We start from the raw sequence: 20,106 nt of genomic DNA, 5'->3' as shown, positions 1-20,106 counted from the left end.
GTAACAATGGAACAAAAGCCAGTGTTAGACGTTAATGAAGTACCGAAACCGGGAAAATGGTTATTTTTAAGTATACAACATTTGTTCGCGATGTTTGGATCAACAGTGCTTGTTCCGTTTTTAACAGGATTGAATCCATCAGTAGCATTAATATCAAGTGGATTAGGAACGTTAGCGTTTCTTCTTATAACGAAAGGTCAAGTACCTGCTTATCTAGGATCATCATTCGCCTTTATCGCACCGATTATAACAGCGAAAACGGCAGGTGGACCGGGAGCGGCAATGCTTGGTGGTTTGCTAGCAGGACTTGTGTACATCTTAATCTCACTCGGAATTAAGAAATCAGGATCAGAGTGGATTATGAAATTACTACCACCAATCGTAGTTGGTCCAGTAGTAATGGTAATCGGTCTAGCTTTAGCACATACAGCAGTTAACATGGCGATGAACGGTGCGGATGGCAAATATAGCTTTACACACTTTTCAGTAGCGTTAGTAACATTAGCAATTACAATTATATGCTCGATATTTGGAAGAGGATTTTTCAGTATCATACCAGTGTTACTTGGCATTATCGGCGGATATATCTTCGCTTACTTCCAAGGGCTAGTAGACTTAAAGCCGGTAGCTGAGGCAAAATGGTTTGTTGTACCAGATTTCACAGTACCATTTGTAACATACACACCAGAGTTTTCATGGAAGATTGTACTCTTGATGGTACCAGTTGCACTAGTAACAATATCAGAACATATCGGACATCAAATTGTTCTTGGAAATGTTATTAAAAGAGATTTAATTGAAAAACCAGGTTTACACCGTTCAATCTTCGGTGACGGAGTAGCAACATTAATCGCGTCACTAATCGGTGGGCCACCGAATACAACGTATGGTGAAAACATCGGTGTGCTAGCAATTACGAGAGCATACAGTGTATACTTATTCATCGGTTCAGCAGTATTCGCAATCATGTTCGGATTTATCGGTAAGATTTCTGCACTGATTCATTCGATCCCAACACCAGTTATGGGTGGTGTATCAATCTTACTATTCGGTGTAATCGCATCAAGCGGATTACGCATGATGGTAGATGATAAAACAGATTTAAGTGACAAACGAAACTTAATGATTGCATCAGTAATATTAGTAATCGGTATTGGTGGAGCGGTACTTCATGTAGGAGAATCATTCCAAGTAGAAGGAATGGCACTAGCAGCAATTGTAGGTGTACTGTTAAATCTACTACTACCGGAAACGAAACAAATAAAACAATCTAAGCAGATTGCTTCATAATAATAACCTTTTAATTCAGTCCTGTGAGACCGGAAAGGGTGGCTTCTTTCTTGCACCCTAGTCTCACACGATTAGGGTATTTTTATGCAAAGGTTGTTATAAAAATTCAAAAGTGGTAACATAAAAATCAGAAAGATGAGGGATGACGATGAGCCATTTGTTAACGATGAGTGAATTATCGGAAGTAGAAATTTCAGAAATCCTAAAAGATGCAGAAGATTTTGCGAATGGAAAAGAGAGCAAAAGGACAGAGCAAACTTTTGTTGCGAACTTGTTCTTTGAGAATAGTACGAGAACGAGATTTAGCTTTGAAGTTGCTGAGAAGAGATTAGGACTTGATGTTTTAAACTTTTCAGCTGATGCATCTAGCGTACAAAAAGGAGAAACTCTATACGATACGATAAGAACACTAGAATCAATCGGAACAAAAGCAGTGGTCATCCGCCACGAGCAAGATCGCTACTTCGATGAACTAAAAGATCAGGTGAATATTCCAATCTTAAATGCTGGAGATGGATGCGGAAACCACCCAACACAGTGCCTACTGGATCTTCTTACAATTAAACAAGAGTTTGGAAGATTTGAAGGTTTGAAGATTGCAATAGTAGGAGATGTTCGTCATAGCCGAGTAGCACGTTCTAATGCAGAAGCATTAACGAAGCTTGGTGCAACAATTTACTTTGCAAGTCCAGAAGAGTGGCAAGATGAAGACAACACATTTGGAACATACAAACCATTAGATGAACTTGTTCCAGAAGTTGATGTAATGATGTTACTCCGTGTACAACATGAGCGTCATGATCATTATGAAACAGACATTATGAAAGAATATCATGAGAAACACGGATTAACAGTAGAAAGAGAAAAGCGTATGAAAGAAGGAAGCATTATTATGCATCCAGCTCCTGTAAACCGTGATGTTGAAATTGCAAGTGAACTTGTTGAGTGTGAGCGTTCACGTATATTTAAACAAATGGAAAATGGAGTTTACGTAAGAATGGCTGTACTAAAACGCGCCTTACCAAATGTATTAGGAGGAATGAAACATGAATTATTTGTTTAAAAATGGTCGTTATATGAATGAAGAAGGAAAAATCGTAGCAACGGATCTTCTCGTACAAGACGGTAAAATCGCTAAGGTAGCAGAAAATATTACGGCAGATAATGCTGAAGTAATCGATGTGAACGGAAAGTTAATCGCACCTGGATTAGTAGATGTACACGTACATCTTCGTGAACCAGGTGGTGAACATAAAGAAACAATTGAAACAGGTACACTAGCAGCGGCAAAAGGTGGATTCACTACAATTTGCGCAATGCCAAATACACGCCCGGTACCAGATTGCAGAGAACATATGGAAGACTTGCAAAAACGTATTGAAGAAAAAGCTCATGTTAACGTACTACCATACGGAGCAATTACAGTACGTCAAGCTGGTTCTGAAATGACAGATTTCGAAACATTAAAAGAACTTGGAGCATTTGCTTTCACAGATGACGGCGTAGGCGTACAAGATGCGAGCATGATGTTAGCGGCTATGAAACGTGCAGCAAAATTAGATATGGCAGTAGTTGCGCACTGTGAAGAGAATACGCTTATTAATAAAGGTTGTGTACATGAAGGGAAGTTTTCTGAGAAACACGGATTAAACGGTATCCCATCAGTATGTGAATCTGTACATATTGCAAGGGATATACTGCTTGCTGAAGCAGCAGATTGCCACTATCACGTATGTCATGTAAGTACGAAAGGTTCTGTACGTGTAATCCGTGATGCGAAACGCGCTGGAATTAAAGTAACAGCAGAAGTAACACCGCATCACCTAGTGTTATGTGAAGATGATATCCCATCAGCTGATCCTAACTTTAAAATGAACCCACCGCTTCGTGGAAAAGAAGACCATGCAGCATTAATTGAAGGTTTATTAGATGGAACGATCGATATGATCGCAACTGACCATGCACCGCATACAGCGGAAGAGAAAGCACAAGGAATTGAAAGAGCACCGTTTGGAATTACTGGTTTTGAAACAGCATTCCCGCTTCTATACACAAACCTTGTGAAAAAGGGAGTTATTACGCTAGAACAGTTAATTCAATTCTTAACAGAAAAGCCAGCTGATACATTCGGCTTAGAAGCAGGTCGCCTAAAAGAAGGTAGAGCAGCTGATATTACAATCATTGATTTAGAACAAGAAGAAGAGATTGACCCAACAACATTCTTATCAAAAGGAAAAAATACACCATTCGCAGGTTGGAAATGCCAAGGATGGCCGGTAATGACAATCGTTGGTGGTAAGATCGCATGGCAAAAGGAGAGTGCATTAGTATGAAAAGACAACTTATCTTAGAAGATGGAACAGTATTAATTGGAACAGGTTTCGGAGGCGAAATCGAAAAGTCAGGTGAGGTTGTATTTACAACAGGAATGACTGGATATCAAGAAACATTATCTGATCCATCATATTGCGGTCAAATCGTAACATTCACGTACCCATTAATCGGAAACTACGGCATTAACCGTGACGATTTTGAATCCATTCACCCATCTGTAAATGGTTTAATCGTAAACGAAATTTGTGATCACCCATCAAACTTCCGTAATGAAATTTCGTTAAATGATTACTTGAAAGAAAGAAATATCCCAGGATTAGCAGGGATTGATACGAGAAAATTAACGAGAAAAATTCGTCAATACGGTACATTACGTGGACGCCTTTGTAACATGGATGCAGATGTAGAGTACATTGTAAGCCAATTAAAAGCGACAGTATTTACAGATCATGTAAAACGCGTATCAACGAAAGATCCATACCCAAGCCCAGGTCGTGGTCACCGAGTTGTACTAGTAGACTTCGGTATGAAACATGGTATTTTACGAGAATTAAATAAGCGTGACTGTGATGTAATTGTAGTTCCTTACAACACAACAGCGGAAGAAATTTTACGCCTTAGCCCAGATGGAATTATGTTAAGTAATGGACCTGGAGATCCGAAAGATGTACCAGAAGCAATTGAAATGTTAAAAGACATTATCGGTAAAGTTCCTTTATTCGGAATTTGCCTAGGACATCAATTGTTCGCTCTAGCATCAGGTGCAAATACAAGTAAGTTGAAATTTGGTCACCGTGGTTTAAACCATCCAGTAAAAAATCTTGCAACTGGAAAAGTAGCAATTACATCTCAAAACCACGGATACGCAGTAGAAGAAGAATCAGTTGAAAATACAGATCTTGAAATTACACATGTTGCTTTAAACGATGGAACGGTAGAAGGTCTTCGTCATAAGAAGTTCCCGGCATTTACAGTACAATACCATCCAGAAGCTTCAGCGGGACCAGAAGATGCAAATGATTTATTCGAAGATTTCTTAACAATGATTGAAAACTTCAAGAAAGAAGGGGAAGAGTTATGCCAAAACGCCTAGACATTAACACAATTTTAGTAATCGGATCAGGACCAATTGTAATTGGGCAAGCAGCGGAGTTTGACTACTCTGGTACACAAGCTTGTCAATCTCTTAAAGAGGAAGGTTACAAAGTAATCCTTGTTAACTCTAACCCAGCAACAATTATGACGGATACTGCAACAGCTGATAAAGTATACATCGAGCCATTAACATTAGAATTCGTAAGCCGTATTATTCGTAAAGAACGTCCTGATGCAATCCTACCAACATTAGGTGGTCAAACAGGTTTAAACATGGCTGTTGAACTTGCAAAATCAGGCGTACTTGACGAGTGCGGAGTTGAAATTTTAGGAACAAAATTATCAGCAATCGAGCAAGCGGAAGATCGTGATTTATTCCGTACATTAATGCAAGATTTAAATGAACCAACACCACCAAGTGAAATTATTCATAACCTTGATGAAGCATATGGATTTGTAAACGAAATTGGTTACCCAGTAATCGTTCGACCAGCGTTCACATTAGGAGGAACGGGCGGCGGAATTTGTCATAACGAAGAAGAGCTAATTGAAATCGTAACAAGTGGTTTAAAACATAGCCCAGTAACACAATGTTTATTGGAGAAAAGTATTGCTGGCTGTAAAGAAATTGAATACGAAGTAATGCGTGATTCAAATGATAACGCAATTGTAGTGTGTAACATGGAAAACATCGATCCAGTTGGTGTTCATACAGGTGATTCAATCGTTGTAGCACCGAGCCAAACGCTAAGCGACCGTGAATACCAAATGTTACGTAACACGTCATTACGAATTATTCGTGCACTAGGAATTGAAGGTGGATGTAACGTTCAGCTTGCACTAGATCCATATAGCTTCCAATACTATGTAATCGAAGTAAATCCACGTGTAAGTCGTTCATCTGCACTAGCATCTAAAGCAACTGGATATCCAATTGCGAAATTAGCAGCAAAAATTGCAGTCGGCTTAACGTTAGATGAAATCGTAAACCCAGTAACACAAAAAACTTACGCTTGCTTCGAGCCAGCGTTAGACTATGTTGTTTCAAAAATTCCACGTTGGCCGTTTGATAAGTTTGAATCAGCGAATAGAACGCTTGGAACACAAATGAAAGCAACTGGTGAAGTTATGTCAATCGGACGTAACTTAGAAGAATCATTACTAAAAGCAGTTCGTTCTTTAGAGCTTGGCATTTATCACTTAGAATTAGACCACTTAAAAGAACTTGATAAAGAAACGATGAAAAAACGTATCATTAAAGCGGATGATGAACGACTGTTTATTGTAGCAGAAGCAATTCGCCAAGGTGTAACGAAAGAAGAAATCAATGAATGGTGTGAAATGGACTTCTTCTTCTTACAAAAAGTTGAAAACATCGTAAATATGGAACGTGAAGTAAAAGCGAATGTAGGAAATATGGAAGTACTACAAACTGCAAAAGAAATGGGCTTCAGCGATCACTACATTGCAGCAGCTTGGAACAAAACGGAGCGCGAAATTTACGATATGCGTAAAGAAAATAATATGATGCCAGTATTCAAAATGGTAGATACTTGTGCGGCAGAGTTTGAATCTGCAACGCCATATTACTACAGCACATATGCGGAAGAAAATGAATCGATTGTAACAGATCGTAAGAGTGTAGTAGTTCTAGGATCTGGTCCGATCCGTATTGGTCAAGGTGTTGAGTTTGATTACGCAACAGTTCACTCAGTATGGGCAATTAAAGAAGCTGGATATGAAGCAATTATCATTAACAACAACCCAGAAACAGTTTCAACAGACTTCAGTATTTCTGACAAATTATACTTTGAACCATTAACGATTGAAGATGTAATGCATATTATCGATTTAGAAAAACCAGAAGGTGTTATCGTTCAGTTCGGTGGACAAACGGCAATTAACTTAGCAGCGAAACTAGAAGAACACGGTGTGAAAATTTTAGGAACATCACTTGAAGACTTAGACCGTGCAGAAGATCGTGATAAATTCGAAGCTGCTTTAACAAAACTTGGCATCCCGCAACCAGTTGGTAAAACAGCAACGACTGTAGAACAAGCGGTAGCAATCGCAGAAGAAATTGGTTACCCAGTATTAGTAAGACCATCTTACGTACTAGGTGGACGTGCGATGGAAATCGTATATCGCCAAGAAGAACTACTGCACTACATGAAAAATGCAGTTAAAGTTCATGCAGATCACCCAGTATTAATCGACCGTTACATGGTTGGTAAAGAAATTGAAGTAGATGCAATTTCCGATGGTGAGAATGTATTCATTCCAGGTATTATGGAACATATTGAACGCGCTGGAGTTCACTCTGGTGACTCAATTGGAGTATATCCACCACAAAGTTTATCTGAAAAACTAAAAGAACAAATCATTGAACATACAATTGCACTTGGAAAAGGATTAAACATTGTTGGATTACTAAATATCCAGTTTGTAGTATTCAAAGATCAAGTGTACGTAATTGAAGTAAATCCACGTGCAAGCCGTACAGTACCGTTCTTAAGTAAAATTACAGGCGTACCGATGGCGAATGTTGCAACGAAAGTTATTTTAGGGCAAGACCTAGTAGAGCAAGGATACGGAACTGGCTATCACCCAGAAGAGAAAGAAGTATATGTAAAAGCTCCGGTATTCTCATTCGCGAAACTACGCTCAGTTGATACAACATTAGGACCTGAAATGAAATCAACAGGGGAAGTAATGGGTAAAGACTTAACGCTTGAAAAAGCATTGTATAAAGGATTAGTTGCTTCTGGAATTAACATCCCAACGCACGGCTCAGTAATCATTACTGTAGCGGATAAAGATAAAGAAGAGGCGATGGAAATTGCAAAACGTTTCCACGAAATCGGCTATAACTTATTAGCAACAGCTGGAACAGCACAATCATTAGAAGAGCAAAATATCCCAGTACAAGTTGTAAACAAAATTGATTCTGAAGACTACAACTTACTAGATATTATCCGTCAAGGAAAAGCACAGTTTGTAATTAACACATTAACAAAAGGTAAACAACCAGCGCGTGATGGTTTCCGCATTCGCCGTGAATCAGTAGAAAATGGTGTGGCTTGCTTAACATCACTTGATACAACAAGAGCAATCTTACGAGTATTAGAATCTATGACATTCTCAGCTCATTCAATGAAAGAAATTACGCAAACAAAGCGTCACGAGGTGGTACATGCATGATGCAAAAGCAAAATATGATCGTCGTTAACCAAAAAGAAATCGCAAAAAATATTTACGAATTAGTGCTTCAAGGAACGTTAGTACAGCAAATGAACGAACCAGGGCAGTTTGTACACATTAAGGTAGCAGAGGGCATTGCGCCCCTTCTGCGCCGCCCAATTAGTATTTGTAATGTAGATCAAGAGAAGAACGAATTTACAATGCTATATCGTGCCGAAGGACAAGGGACAAAAACATTAGCAACTAGAAAACAAGGTGAAATGGTAGATGTACTAGGACCATTAGGACACGGTTTTCCTGTAGAAGAAGCAGAAGCTGGTCAAACAGCTTTACTAGTAGGTGGGGGAATTGGTGTACCACCACTTTATGAATTATCACAGCGCCTCGTTGCAAAAGGTGTACGTGTTATTCACATCTTAGGCTTTCAAACGAAAGATGTAGTTTTCTATGAAGAAAAATTTGCAGAACTTGGTGATACGTACGTTGCGACAGTAGACGGTACACACGGTACAAAAGGATTTGTCACAGATGTAATTGATAATTACGGAATTGACTTTGATATTCTTTATTCATGTGGTCCGCTAGCGATGCTTCGTGCATTAGAAGGACGTTACAAAGAGAAAAAAGCCTATATTTCATTAGAAGAACGTATGGGCTGTGGTATTGGAGCTTGTTTCGCATGTGTATGCCACTTACAAGAAGATCCAAGTGGACATTCTTACAAGAAGGTGTGTAGCGACGGACCAGTATTTCCAATCGGGGAGGTTGTACTATGAACAGATTGCAAGTTGAATTACCAGGATTATCATTAAAAAATCCAATTATACCGGCATCTGGATGCTTTGGGTTTGGTCGTGAATATGCACAGTTTTACGATTTAAGTGTACTAGGATCAATCATGATTAAAGCGACGACAGAACAACCACGTTATGGAAATCCAACGCCTCGTGTTGCTGAAACACCAGGCGGCATGCTAAATGCAATCGGACTTCAAAACCCGGGATTAGACAAAGTAATGAATTCGGAATTACCATGGTTAGAACAATTTGACCTTCCAATTATTGCAAACGTTGCAGGCTCACAAGCTGAGGATTACGTAGCGGTTGCGAAGGAAATTTCTAAAGCGCCTAATGTCCATGCACTAGAATTAAACATTTCTTGTCCGAACGTAAAAACAGGTGGTATCGCCTTTGGTACAAATCCTGAAATTGCTGCTGATTTAACGAAGCGAGTAAAAGAGGTTTCTGAAGTACCTGTATACGTGAAATTGTCACCGAACGTGGCAAACATAGTAGAAATTGCAAAAGCGATTGAAAATGCAGGTGCAGATGGTTTAACGATGATTAATACATTGCTTGGTATGCGTCTAGATTTAAAAACAGCTAAACCAATTTTAGCAAACCGTACAGGCGGATTATCAGGTCCTGCGATTAAGCCAGTAGCAATTCGCATGGTACATGAAGTAAGCCAAGCGGTTAACATTCCAATTATCGGAATGGGTGGTATTGAAACAGCTGAAGATGTAATTGAATTCTTCTATGCTGGCGCAAGCGCAGTTGCAGTAGGTACAGCGAACTTTATCGATCCGTTCGTATGTCCGACAATTATTGAAGAGTTACCAGCATTATTAGATGAATTAGGATTTGATCACATTTCGGAATGTCAAGGAAGGAGCTGGAAGCAAACATGTCACAGTCGTTAATCGTTGCACTAGATTTTCCAGGGAAACAAGAAGTAGAACAATTCTTACGCCACTTTGAAGGGGAAGAGTTATTTGTCAAAGTAGGTATGGAGTTATTTTACAAAGAAGGCCCTGCGATTATTACGTACTTAAAAGAAAAGGGACATAAGATCTTCTTAGATTTAAAACTTCATGATATTCCGAATACAGTAAAAAGCGCTATGCGTAGCCTAGCTAGTCTAGATGTTGATATGGTAAATGTTCATGCTGCTGGGGGAAGCAGCATGATGAAAGCTGCGATTGAGGGATTAGAGGAAGGTAAGCAAGAAGGAAAAGAGAGACCGATTTGTATTGCAGTTACACAACTAACAAGCACTTCGGAAGCTATGATGAAAAAAGAGATCGGCATTGAGAAAACGTTAGAAGAAGCGGTTGCTCATTATGCAAAATTAACGAAAGAAAGTGGACTTGATGGCGTTGTTTGTTCAACACTTGAAGTTCCAAAATTACGTGAAGTATGCGGAAATGAATTTGTAACAGTAACACCGGGGATTCGTCTTGCAAGCGATGATGTAAATGACCAAGTGCGCGTAGCAACACCGAAACGTGCGAGGGAACTTGGCTCAAGCTACATCGTAGTTGGACGTAGTATTACAAAAGCAGAAAATCCGCTTGAAGCGTATAAAACAGTAAAACAACAGTGGGAAGGTGTAACAGTATGAAAAAAGAAATCGCATCGCATTTATTAGAAATTGGAGCAGTATTTTTACAACCGAATGATCCATTCACTTGGTCTTCAGGTATGAAATCACCAATTTATTGTGATAACCGTTTAACTTTATCTTATCCAAAAGTACGTCAAGCGATTGCAGCTGGATTAGAAGAGTTAATTAAAGAGCACTTCCCAACTGTAGAAATTATTGCAGGAACAGCAACTGCGGGTATTGCGCACGCTGCATGGGTAAGCGATCGTATGGATTTACCAATGTGCTACGTACGTAGTAAAGCAAAAGGTCACGGTAAAGGGAACCAAATCGAAGGAAAAGCTGAAAAAGGTCAAAAAGTCGTAGTAGTAGAAGACTTAATTTCAACTGGCGGTAGTGCAATTACATGTGTAGAAGCACTTCGCGAAGCTGGATGTGAAGTATTAGGAATCGTATCAATCTTCACATACGAGCTTGAAGCAGGAAAAGAAAAACTAGAAGCAGCTAACGTAGTATCATACTCTTTAAGCGATTACAGTGCATTAACTGAAGTAGCAGCAGAAAAAGGTATGATTGGACAAGCTGAAACGAAAAAATTACAAGAGTGGCGTAAAAATCCAGCTAACGAAGCTTGGATCACAGCGTAACACGAAAAAAACGACTGCGGGGGAACGCGGTCGTTTTTTTATATCATTGTTAAAAATTCAAGTAAAGTTCCATCAATATCAAAGAAAATCATATTACAATCTCCTTAACTACTTAGTGCTTTCTGCAAGCTTATATCCTCTTACAAACAATAGAGTCACATAAGAAACAATAAATGAGAAAATGCTATACATGCCGACCCAAAAGAAAAATTTTGGAGTAAAGGCGATAACACCTATTATTAAAAAACTAGCAAACGTTACAATCGGCATTACGTAATACGTTTTCGACTTGCGCGTTCCAATAACAGAAACGATAAAGATAAGTAACGGACAAATTAATAAGACGAAAATCAATTCATTCATAGTTATGTCCCCTTTTCTAATTGCAGTAATCTGTTTCTCGTAAACGTTTTGAAAAAATTACTCTCCTAATATAATTTCGCTAAGGGATAACGAATCCCTGTTGAAAACCAGTAATTCATGATGAATTTTACAAGAAAAAACGTAAGCAAGAGAACACTTGCTTACGTTATAAAATAAACATCGCAAAGATAGTGGTGACAATTAAACCGATAACAACCGGTAAAAAGTTTCGGCGTGCCAGTTCAAATGGATCTACCTTGCAAATTGCAGCAGCAGGAATAAGCGCCCAAGGAATTAACGTCCCGCCCCCGGTCCATATAGCCGCAATTTGTCCGAGTGCTGTTAATGTAGCTGTTCCATGGCCTAAAGCTGTTCCGAAAAGGTTTGCAATGGAACCAGCAAGCGATATACCGGAAAAACCAGATCCATCTAAGCCTGTTATGACACCAACGATAGTTAATGTTCCCGCCGATACGTATTGGTTTAAAGGGACCGTTTGAGATAAGGCAATCCCTAAGTCGTTAATGATTCCATGTGAACCTTTCGGTAAATAGTCTCCGATAATTTTCACAAAGCCGCTATCTCCTAAATAAAAGAGTGCAGCAATTGGAATAACTGGACCAAAGATTTTAAATCCAAATTGGAGCCCTTCTATAAAATAATCGGTTGTTTTATTTAGTCCATTACCTTTGTAGGCGATGAGTGAAATGATGATAATCATAATAACAGTCGTTCCGCCGATAAGTGCAGTTGCGTCGCTTCCTTGTAGTTTAAATTGAATCATGCAAAGGATATCAATGATATATACGGTAGGGATACATATAGCGAGCCATTTCTTTGTGCGAGGAGATAATGAAGTGAGCGTTTTAGAAGACGCAGTTAATGGAATAGATTCTTGTATAGATAAGCCTGTATGAAACTCTTTTCGTAAGAAGAAAAAAGCGACGGAAGTTGTCACAATGCCCATAACGATAACAAGTGGAACACTTGCAGATACGACGCTGGAAACAGGGAGACCAGCCGCGTCTGCAGTTAATTTCGGTGCACCTTGAATAACGAAGTCGCCAGATAAGGCGATGCCGTGTCCGAATAAGTTCATAGCAATTGCAACCCCAATTGGAGGAAGACCGACACGTACAGCAACCGGCAATAAAATAGCTCCCATTAAGGCGACAGCTGGAGAAGGCCAAAAGAAGAAAGAAATGGTCATCATTAAAAGGCCGATAATCCAGTAGGCGAGTGTAGGTGTACGAATCATTTTTGTAAATGGTGAAATCATCGTATCATTTATGCCAGTATGAACGAGTAAATTGCTCATTGATACGATAATGGAGATGATTAATATAGTTGGTAATAGCTCAGTAATGGCGTAAATGAAACTTTGAAAAATCCCGCTAATGGCAAGAGGGATAGAACTTGTTGCAGTTAATGCTAATAAAAAGATAAAAACGATACAAATAATCGTCGTATCTTTCCGGAGAATAAAAAAGGTAATAATAGTGAGTAAACAAATAATGTAGAGAGCGTGTAATAGCGTTAATTCAACTCCCATAACATTCACATCCTTTAGGCATTCGTGTAGTTTATTGTATGAAAGCAGTGAAAGTATGTGAGTATAGGAAAAAGAAAAAAGTAAAATTTCATGTACTGTAATGGTAAGGACGATAAATGGATGTTACAATACAATTAATCCTAAAAATGGAATTTGAGGAGAAGTAGAATGGGGGAGTACGAATGAGAGAGAGAATAGGATATTATGGTGTGCTCGTTTGTTTACTATTATCAGTTATTTCAGGGCAATTTCTTAACAGTGGATGGGTACCAGTTATATTATGTATTGGCGTATTGATTTTTGCTCCTATGTATCGCTGGAATGAATGGAAAGCATATAGTCGAAAAAAGAAAATGCTTTTCAGTATCGAGTTTATCATTATAATTAGTATGATCCCATTTTTGTTATTAAAAGGAAATGAAATAATAGATGGAATTGTAATGTTTCAAGGATGGTTGTTTATTGCGAAATTACTATATTTAATTTGCATTTTAATGTTGGTAGCGATAGTCACTAAAAAATTAAACGAAAAGTTATTCGTTAATGAATAAAAGAAAATGCCACCTTATTCGGTGGCATTTTCTCATTTTACTGAATGGGCTTTTTGCATTTTTTTAATTAAACGAATTTGTCCGCGATGATTGATTTCATCTTCAAAAACGTGAAACCATTTAAAGTAGTTGTTAGCTGGTTTGTCATACCAAAAGTCTGTTGTTTTAAACAGCCATTCATCAGGTAATGATTGAAATGTTGCAATCGTTTTGGAACGTACTTCTTGTAATGTATTGATGTAAAATTTTATAGATTTTCCTTTTATTTTCTCGCGTCCAAGGTTCCCTAACTCAATAGCAGGTAACCAATGTTCTAATTCAGCTTCCGTCGGTTCACGGTCTTCAAAGGTATGAATTTGGTAGTAAAATTCAATAGCAGCCATATGGTACAATAACATACCAATTGAATTTGCGTCCTTATCATATAAATAATCAAGTTCTTCAATTGTTAAACCTTCCACTGCTTGCATTGTTGTATAGCGAGCGTAATTCATCATGGAAACAAGATTTGAAAATTCTACTTGTAAACCCTCTATTTTATCAATTACAAAATTCAATTTAAATTCCTCCTCTTTAAACGAATACTCCAGAGAAGGAATTCTATGTGTAGAGAAAAACTCCTTTTAAAAAGGCCATGATTTTAACAAGGGATTACAATTAGTTCTCTATTTGATTTTGTAATAACTTCATATCCGTCTTTTGTAATGACGATATCGTCTTCAATTCTACAACCGCCCCAGTTTGGTATGTAAATACCTGGTTCAACTGTAACAACCATACCTTCTTTTAATGTAGCTTTACTTTCTTGGGATAAGCGAAGAGGTTCATGTATTTCTAAGCCAAGACCATGACCAGTAGAATGACCAAAATATTGACCATATCCACAATCTGTAATGTAGTTTCTTGTTACATCATCGATACTTTTCGCGGTTTCTCCAGGCTTAATCGCTTCAGTCCCACGTTTTAACGCTTCTCGTACAACATTGTATATTTTTTTGAATTCTTCCGATGGTTCCCCTATTGCTACAGTACGTGTTATATCAGAACAATATCCGTCATAAAGTGCACCGAAATCTAATGTAACGATGTCGCCTCGTTCAATTATTTTATTTGATGCAACTCCATGTGGAAGAGAAGAACGAACACCAGAAGCTACAATAATTTGAAATGATGAAGATGCAGCACCTTTTTTTCGCATGAAAAATTCTAATTCATCTCGTACAGCATTTTCACTTATTCCTGGTTTTAGAAACGTAAGAATGTGGTGAAATGCTTCGTCCGCGATATTAGCTGCAATTTTCATTGTTTCTATTTCAGGCGTGTCTTTAATGATACGAATATTTTCGATAATTTCGCACACTTGAATCATTTCCGCCTGTACGTATTTTTGCAAGTTTTTATATTGTTGCAATGTCATGTTGTTTTCTTCAATTCCAAGTTTTTGAATGTTTAATTTCGATACTTGATGTGCAATTTCTTTTTCTAAATTTCCTTTATGCATAATAATTTCAGCATCTTTTATTTGTGATTTCGCTTGATCTACATAGCGGAAATCAGTGATAAAAACAGCTTGATCGGCAGAGATTAAGACGACGCCAGCGCTACCTGTAAAGCCTGTTGCATATTGGCGATTTTCTTTTTTTGTAATAAGTAACCCGTCAATTTCATAGTTTTGTAGTTGATTTTGGATTTTATTAATTTTTAAAGTCATGTTAATTCCTCCTATTCATAGTATTGAATAAAGCAAATAGCGTGCCAAAATGTATATTTGAAGAAAGGATAGTAGGGACAACATATATTTTAGGGGAGATAAAAAAATAGCCCGTAATTTGTGGGAGACGGTTTGTTCATAAAATCTAGATTGCTTCAATGAATAGCAGGGGGATGGGGAAAAATGATTGGAGTTACACTTGTACTTTATTTACATGCTGTAAAAAAATTTATACAAATGTGAAATGATACTGTCAATTTTTTTGACAATATTGAATGGATATAGCAACGAAATTGAAAACATATAAAAAATGCGCTGCATACAAGCAACGCATTTTTTTATTTATGCTTTTAATTTCATTACAATATCAGCATCTGGTGTTACATATACGGTTTGCTGATTGTCGTACGTAACAAAACCAAGTTTTGCACCACTCGGTTTTTTGACATGGCGTATTTTGGTGAAATCAACAGGTACAGAGCTAGACTCTTTCGCTTTACTGTAATAGGCAGCAATTTTGGCAGCTTCTAGTAAAGTTTCTTCAGCAGGCTCTAAAGAACGAATGACAACGTGAGAGCCAGGTATATCTTTCGTATGTAACCAAATTTCATCACGGCGGGCAAACTTCGTTGTTAAATAATCATTTTGTTTATTGTTTTTACCAACGAAAATCTCTGTGCCATCACTTGCTACATATTTATCTAATACTGGTTTAGTAGGCTTTTTCTTTGCGTTTTTCGTTTTGCGATTGCGCACATAACCTTCTTCAGCTAATTCCTCACGAATTTCTTCAATGTCTTTTGAAGAAGCAGCTTCCATTTGTTGAAGTAAGCTATCAAAATAAAGAATTTCTTCATTTGTTTTTTCAATTTGTTCTTCTACAACAACAACTGAATTTTTTGCTTTTTGATACTTTTGGAAATAGCGTTGTGCATTTTCAGATGGTGTTTTTAAAGGATCTAATGTGATTTTTACAGTTCCACCATTCTCATCGTAATAATTAACGACCTCAATATCTTTATCGCCCTTTTTTAAAGCGTACATATTGGCTGTAAGTAGCTCTCCAAATAGTTGATACTTATCTGCTTTTCCAGCATCTTGCAGTGTTTTTTCGAGTTTAATGAGTTTTTTCTCGTTTTTATTTTTTTCGTTTTGCATAAAGCGTTCTAAATCATGAGCTTGTTGTTTTACACGATCACGTTCTGCTTTGCCAAAGAAGAAACGATCTAACAATTCGCTCACTGATGAGAATGTTTTTTCTTCTCCTTGCAAGTGTGTAAGAGGGAAAAGATAAAAGAATTCTTTTCCATTTGCAGTAATCATTGTAGGTGTATATGCATGAGATAGTAATGGTGTTTGTACAGAGAAAAATGCTTCTGATAATGCTTTCTCGTTTACCATACCGGCTTTCTTTACTACTTCTTTTGCAAATAATGGGGATATTCCCATGAAAGCACCGACGAGTTGTTTATCCATATTTCCAGATAGAAAGTCTAGCGGTCTAATAAAATCATCTGCGGTTTCAATTTGCAGAGGATTGATTTTATGTTGGGCTGGTGGCGCGACGTACTCAGCACCAGCATATACAGTTCGGTGACGGTTTACGGCTAATGAAACGTGTTTTAAGCTATCTAAAATCACGTTTGTTTTCGTATCTAATAAGATAATGTTACTATGTCGTCCCATTATTTCAATTACTAATGTTTTTAATGATTCGTCTCCGATCTCATTACGACTGCGAACTGTAATTTGAATAATGCGTTCTAAGTCGATTTGTTCAATTTTTTCAATAAATCCACCTTCTAAATGTTTGCGAAGAAGCATACAGAACATCGGCGGTATTGCTGGCGAATCGTAGTTTTGATTCGTTAAGTGCATACGCGCATATGTAGGATGAGATGAAAGAATTAGTTTTTGGTTCTTTCCATTCGCTCGAATATGTAATAAAATCTCGTATTTTGAAGGTTGGTATATTTTGGAAATTCTTCCTGTGTAAAGAGAATTTTCAATTTCATGTGTAATCGCTCTTGTAAATAATCCATCGAATGCCATAAATGAACACTCCTTTCTAACTAAATGTTAATTATAGCATTTTTTTGGACGAGGCTGAATAAGCTTTCAATAGAGTATGTCTGGAATCAGGAGGTCGATAGCAGGATGAACTGGTATGGAATGCGAGCACATGAAGTGGAAGAAAGAACGAATACGAATGTAAAGGTTGGACTTACAGAGAAAGAAGCAGAAGGGCGAGTAAAGAAATTTGGTACTAATGAATTAGAAGAAGCAAAAAGGCCTTCTGCACTAATGGTATTTTTAGCACAGTTTAAAGATTTCATGGTACTCGTTTTGTTTGGAGCAACAATTGTTTCTGCGTTTTTAGGTGAATACATTGATTCTATTGCTATTGTTGCCATTGTTATTATCAATGGTATTCTCGGCTTTTTTCAAGAAAGAAAAGCTGAAAAATCATTGGAAGCTTTAAAGGAACTAGCAGCCCCGCAAGTTACTGTAATGCGGAATGGAAAGTGGGTAAAAGCACCATCTAAAGCACTTGTTTTAGGTGATATTATTAAGTTTTCCAGTGGTGATCGTATTGGGGCTGATGTGCGTCTTGTTGAGGCATCAAGTTTATATATTGAAGAGTCTGCTTTGACAGGGGAGTCCGTACCTGTACAAAAGAAGGTAGAAGCATTGCAAGGGCAAGATGTTGCAATTGGTGATCAAAAAAATATGGCTTTTATGGGGACAATGATTACGCGAGGATCTGGTACAGGAGTCGTTGTAGCAACTGGTATGAATACAGCGATGGGGCAAATTGCAAATATGTTGCAAAATGCAGAGCAAATGGAAACGCCACTGCAAAGAAGGTTAGAACAGCTCGGAAAAATATTAATTATTGTAGCTCTTATTTTGACAGCGCTCGTTGTATTGGCTGGTGTGTATCAAGGGAATGAAGTATATCATATGTTTTTAGCTGGGGTATCGCTAGCTGTTGCGGCTATTCCAGAAGGATTGCCAGCAATTGTTACAGTAGCTTTATCACTTGGTGTACAGCGTATGATAAAAAAGAGAGCAATTGTAAGGAAGTTACCGGCCGTAGAAACGTTAGGCTGCGCTTCTGTTATATGCTCTGATAAAACGGGAACAATGACGCAAAACAAAATGATGGTAACACATATGTGGTCAGGCGGAGAATTGTGGAAAGTGACAGGGCAAGGATATGAACCTAATGGCTCTTTTATGAAAGGTGAAAAAGAAGTGAATCCAGCTAAGACAAAATCACTTTATCAGCTACTTACATTTGGTTCACTATGTAACAATGCAAATATTATGCAAAAGAAAAAGGCGTACGTATTAGATGGAGATCCAACAGAGGGAGCGCTTGTAGCTGCAGCAATGAAAGCTGGGATAACACGTGAGGCATTGAAAGGGAAATTTGAAATTATTCGTGAATTTCCATTTGATTCAACTCGAAAAATGATGAGTGTTATTGTACGAGATCGAGAGGGGAAAAAGTTTATTGTTACGAAAGGAGCACCGGATGTTCTTTTGCAAATGAGCCAAACAATCTTATGGGGGGATAAGCAGCAGCCGTTAAGTGAGCTATATAGAAAAGAAGTACAGGCGGCTATTCATAGCTTAGGTAGTCAAGCGCTTCGAACAATTGCAGTTGCGTTTAAACCTTTAAAAGTCACGGATTCTATTGAACATGAAAGAGACGTTGAAAAAGATTTTATGTTGGTTGGGATACAAGGTATGATTGACCCGCCAAGGCCAGAAGTCGCGCAGGCGGTAAAAGAGTGTAAAGAAGCTGGTATTCGAACAGTAATGATTACAGGTGATCATAAAGTGACAGCAATGGCGATTGCTGAACAATTAGGAGTTTTACCACCAGATGGACGCGTTGTTGAAGGAGTAGAACTCGCGAATATGGATGTGGAGGAATTAGAAAATGTTGTAGAAGATACGTATGTATTCGCTCGTGTATCACCTGAGCATAAATTGAAAATTGTTAAAGCATTGCAAAATCAAGGACATATAGTAGCGATGACAGGTGATGGAGTGAACGATGCTCCAGCTATAAAAACAGCGGATATTGGGATAGCGATGGGGATTACAGGGACAGATGTTGCAAAAGAAGCCTCTTCACTTGTTTTACTAGATGATAATTTTGCTACAATTAAGTCAGCGATTAAAGAAGGAAGAAATATATACGAGAACATACGTAAGTTCATTCGCTACTTATTGGCGTCAAATGTTGGAGAAATTTTAGTTATGTTATTTGCGATGTTACTTGCATTACCACTGCCGATGGTTCCTATTCAAATTTTATGGGTGAACTTAGTTACTGATGGTTTACCAGCGATGGCATTAGGTTTGGATAAGGCTGAAGGAGATGTGATGAAGAGAACACCGCGTCACCCGAAAGAAGGGGTATTCGCTAGAGGGCTTGCGTGGAAAATAATAAGTCGAGGGTTTTTAATTGGAGCAGTGACGTTAGTGGCGTTTATTATTGCGTATAACCAACATCCAAATGAACTGAAATATGCACAAACTGTAGCGTTCGCGACGTTGGTACTTGCACAGCTTATTCATGTATTTGATTGTCGTAGTGAGCATTCTGTCTTTCACCGTAATCCATTTGGGAACGTGTATTTAGTAGGGGCGGTTATTATTTCGTTACTACTTATGCTAGTGGTTATATATTATCCACCGTTACAACCGATCTTTAGCACAATGCCGATACAAGCAAGAGATTGGTTATTAATTGGAGGTTTGTCATCAATTCCGACTTTCTTACTAGTAGGTTCTTTATTAACAGGGAAAAAGGCTAAGAAGAAAAAGCCGATGTTATATAAGAAGGGATTAAACTTGAAATAGTCAATGTTATGAAAATGTGATATAATTTACAGAAGGTAGTAGAGCCTTGTCTCTATTACCTTTTTCATTGAGTTATTTTATGGCTTGGATGTGATA

The 20,106-nt window shown here is 38.0% G+C and carries 16 protein-coding genes; 11 read left to right on the top strand and 5 right to left on the bottom strand.

Annotated elements, in window-relative coordinates:
- Positions 1-6 precede the first annotated feature (6 nt).
- The 9 genes from uraA to pyrE all read left to right on the top strand — a co-directional run bounded on the left by uraA (position 7) and on the right by pyrE (position 10,952).
- Positions 7-1,290, top strand: a complete 1,284-nt coding sequence (uraA, locus tag GBN91_RS00580) for a uracil permease (protein ID WP_000435928.1) — start codon at positions 7-9, stop codon at positions 1,288-1,290.
- Between the two features lie 148 nt (positions 1,291-1,438).
- Positions 1,439-2,353 carry an aspartate carbamoyltransferase gene (pyrB, locus tag GBN91_RS00575; RefSeq protein ID WP_152121206.1) on the top strand — a complete coding sequence of 305 codons (915 nt, stop codon included), beginning with the start codon at positions 1,439-1,441 and terminating at the stop codon, positions 2,351-2,353.
- Positions 2,337-3,623, top strand: coding sequence for a dihydroorotase (pyrC, locus tag GBN91_RS00570; protein ID WP_001108367.1), 1,287 nt, complete (start codon positions 2,337-2,339; stop codon positions 3,621-3,623). The genes pyrB and pyrC overlap by 17 nt, the downstream gene beginning before the upstream one ends.
- The gene (locus tag GBN91_RS00565) at positions 3,620-4,717 is read left to right on the top strand and encodes a carbamoyl phosphate synthase small subunit (RefSeq protein WP_000828680.1); all 1,098 of its coding nucleotides are present in this window, start codon (positions 3,620-3,622) and stop codon (positions 4,715-4,717) included. The genes pyrC and GBN91_RS00565 overlap by 4 nt, the downstream gene beginning before the upstream one ends.
- Positions 4,702-7,920, top strand: coding sequence for a carbamoyl-phosphate synthase large subunit (gene carB, locus GBN91_RS00560; RefSeq protein ID WP_006928306.1), 3,219 nt, complete (start codon positions 4,702-4,704; stop codon positions 7,918-7,920). The genes GBN91_RS00565 and carB overlap by 16 nt, the downstream gene beginning before the upstream one ends.
- Positions 7,917-8,696: a dihydroorotate oxidase B electron transfer subunit gene (gene pyrK, locus GBN91_RS00555; protein WP_000983359.1), complete on the top strand. Its 780-nt coding sequence runs from the start codon at positions 7,917-7,919 to the stop codon at positions 8,694-8,696. Before carB ends, pyrK begins: the two co-directional genes overlap by 4 nt.
- Complete coding sequence (gene pyrD / locus GBN91_RS00550) at positions 8,693-9,622, top strand: dihydroorotate oxidase B catalytic subunit (RefSeq protein ID WP_001081049.1); 930 nt, start codon at positions 8,693-8,695, stop codon at positions 9,620-9,622. The genes pyrK and pyrD overlap by 4 nt, the downstream gene beginning before the upstream one ends.
- Entirely contained in the window at positions 9,607-10,323 is a 717-nt protein-coding gene (gene pyrF, locus GBN91_RS00545) for an orotidine-5'-phosphate decarboxylase (protein WP_006928308.1), read from the top strand. Before pyrD ends, pyrF begins: the two co-directional genes overlap by 16 nt.
- Positions 10,320-10,952, top strand: a complete 633-nt coding sequence (gene pyrE / locus GBN91_RS00540) for an orotate phosphoribosyltransferase (RefSeq protein ID WP_000711443.1) — start codon at positions 10,320-10,322, stop codon at positions 10,950-10,952. Before pyrF ends, pyrE begins: the two co-directional genes overlap by 4 nt.
- A 108-nt stretch (positions 10,953-11,060) precedes the next feature.
- Here the strand turns inward: pyrE and GBN91_RS00535 are convergent, their stop codons facing one another.
- Together GBN91_RS00535 and GBN91_RS00530 are read right to left on the bottom strand one after the other, a co-directional pair.
- Positions 11,061-11,315 carry a YbeF family protein gene (locus GBN91_RS00535; protein ID WP_006928316.1) on the bottom strand — a complete coding sequence of 85 codons (255 nt, stop codon included), beginning with the start codon at positions 11,313-11,315 and terminating at the stop codon, positions 11,061-11,063.
- A gap of 166 nt (positions 11,316-11,481) precedes the next feature.
- Positions 11,482-12,867 carry a hypothetical protein gene (locus tag GBN91_RS00530; protein WP_006928318.1) on the bottom strand — a complete coding sequence of 462 codons (1,386 nt, stop codon included), beginning with the start codon at positions 12,865-12,867 and terminating at the stop codon, positions 11,482-11,484.
- 182 nt (positions 12,868-13,049) lie between these two features.
- On the opposite strand from GBN91_RS00530, the gene GBN91_RS00525 reads away from it, so the two are divergent.
- Positions 13,050-13,418, top strand: a complete 369-nt coding sequence (locus tag GBN91_RS00525) for a YoqO family protein (RefSeq protein WP_049107494.1) — start codon at positions 13,050-13,052, stop codon at positions 13,416-13,418.
- Between the two features lie 32 nt (positions 13,419-13,450).
- On the opposite strand, the gene GBN91_RS00520 is transcribed toward GBN91_RS00525, so the two are convergent.
- The 3 genes from GBN91_RS00520 to GBN91_RS00510 form a co-directional block, all read right to left on the bottom strand.
- Complete coding sequence (locus GBN91_RS00520) at positions 13,451-13,975, bottom strand: DinB family protein (protein ID WP_001012051.1); 525 nt, start codon at positions 13,973-13,975, stop codon at positions 13,451-13,453.
- 83 nt (positions 13,976-14,058) lie between these two features.
- On the bottom strand, positions 14,059-15,129 hold the full coding sequence (locus GBN91_RS00515) for a M24 family metallopeptidase (protein WP_000172800.1): 1,071 nt from the start codon (positions 15,127-15,129) through the stop codon (positions 14,059-14,061).
- A gap of 342 nt (positions 15,130-15,471) precedes the next feature.
- Entirely contained in the window at positions 15,472-17,181 is a 1,710-nt protein-coding gene (locus tag GBN91_RS00510) for an Rqc2 family fibronectin-binding protein (RefSeq protein ID WP_000863286.1), read from the bottom strand.
- Positions 17,182-17,286: 105 nt separating this feature from the next.
- On the opposite strand from GBN91_RS00510, the gene GBN91_RS00505 reads away from it, so the two are divergent.
- A complete protein-coding gene (locus GBN91_RS00505) occupies positions 17,287-20,010 on the top strand; it encodes a calcium-translocating P-type ATPase, SERCA-type (RefSeq protein WP_006928320.1) in 2,724 nt (907 codons plus the stop codon).
- The last annotated feature ends 96 nt before the right edge of the window (positions 20,011-20,106 follow it).

It is taken from the genome of Bacillus sp. B1-WWTP-T-0.5-Post-4 (assembly GCF_009183795.1).
Taxonomy (GTDB): domain Bacteria; phylum Bacillota; class Bacilli; order Bacillales; family Bacillaceae_G; genus Bacillus_A; species Bacillus_A cereus.
This window is presented reverse-complemented; position numbering and strand designations above follow the sequence as displayed.

Coding starts and splice junctions, on each gene's coding strand:
- uraA (WP_000435928.1), top strand. CDS start 7: ATGGAACAAAAGCCAGTGTTAGACGTTAATGAAGTACCGAAACCGGGA.
- pyrB (WP_152121206.1), top strand. CDS start 1,439: ATGAGCCATTTGTTAACGATGAGTGAATTATCGGAAGTAGAAATTTCA.
- pyrC (WP_001108367.1), top strand. CDS start 2,337: ATGAATTATTTGTTTAAAAATGGTCGTTATATGAATGAAGAAGGAAAA.
- GBN91_RS00565 (WP_000828680.1), top strand. CDS start 3,620: ATGAAAAGACAACTTATCTTAGAAGATGGAACAGTATTAATTGGAACA.
- carB (WP_006928306.1), top strand. CDS start 4,702: ATGCCAAAACGCCTAGACATTAACACAATTTTAGTAATCGGATCAGGA.
- pyrK (WP_000983359.1), top strand. CDS start 7,917: ATGATGCAAAAGCAAAATATGATCGTCGTTAACCAAAAAGAAATCGCA.
- pyrD (WP_001081049.1), top strand. CDS start 8,693: ATGAACAGATTGCAAGTTGAATTACCAGGATTATCATTAAAAAATCCA.
- pyrF (WP_006928308.1), top strand. CDS start 9,607: ATGTCACAGTCGTTAATCGTTGCACTAGATTTTCCAGGGAAACAAGAA.
- pyrE (WP_000711443.1), top strand. CDS start 10,320: ATGAAAAAAGAAATCGCATCGCATTTATTAGAAATTGGAGCAGTATTT.
- GBN91_RS00535 (WP_006928316.1), bottom strand. CDS start 11,315: ATGAATGAATTGATTTTCGTCTTATTAATTTGTCCGTTACTTATCTTT.
- GBN91_RS00530 (WP_006928318.1), bottom strand. CDS start 12,867: ATGGGAGTTGAATTAACGCTATTACACGCTCTCTACATTATTTGTTTA.
- GBN91_RS00525 (WP_049107494.1), top strand. CDS start 13,050: ATGAGAGAGAGAATAGGATATTATGGTGTGCTCGTTTGTTTACTATTA.
- GBN91_RS00515 (WP_000172800.1), bottom strand. CDS start 15,129: ATGACTTTAAAAATTAATAAAATCCAAAATCAACTACAAAACTATGAA.
- GBN91_RS00510 (WP_000863286.1), bottom strand. CDS start 17,181: ATGGCATTCGATGGATTATTTACAAGAGCGATTACACATGAAATTGAA.
- GBN91_RS00505 (WP_006928320.1), top strand. CDS start 17,287: ATGAACTGGTATGGAATGCGAGCACATGAAGTGGAAGAAAGAACGAAT.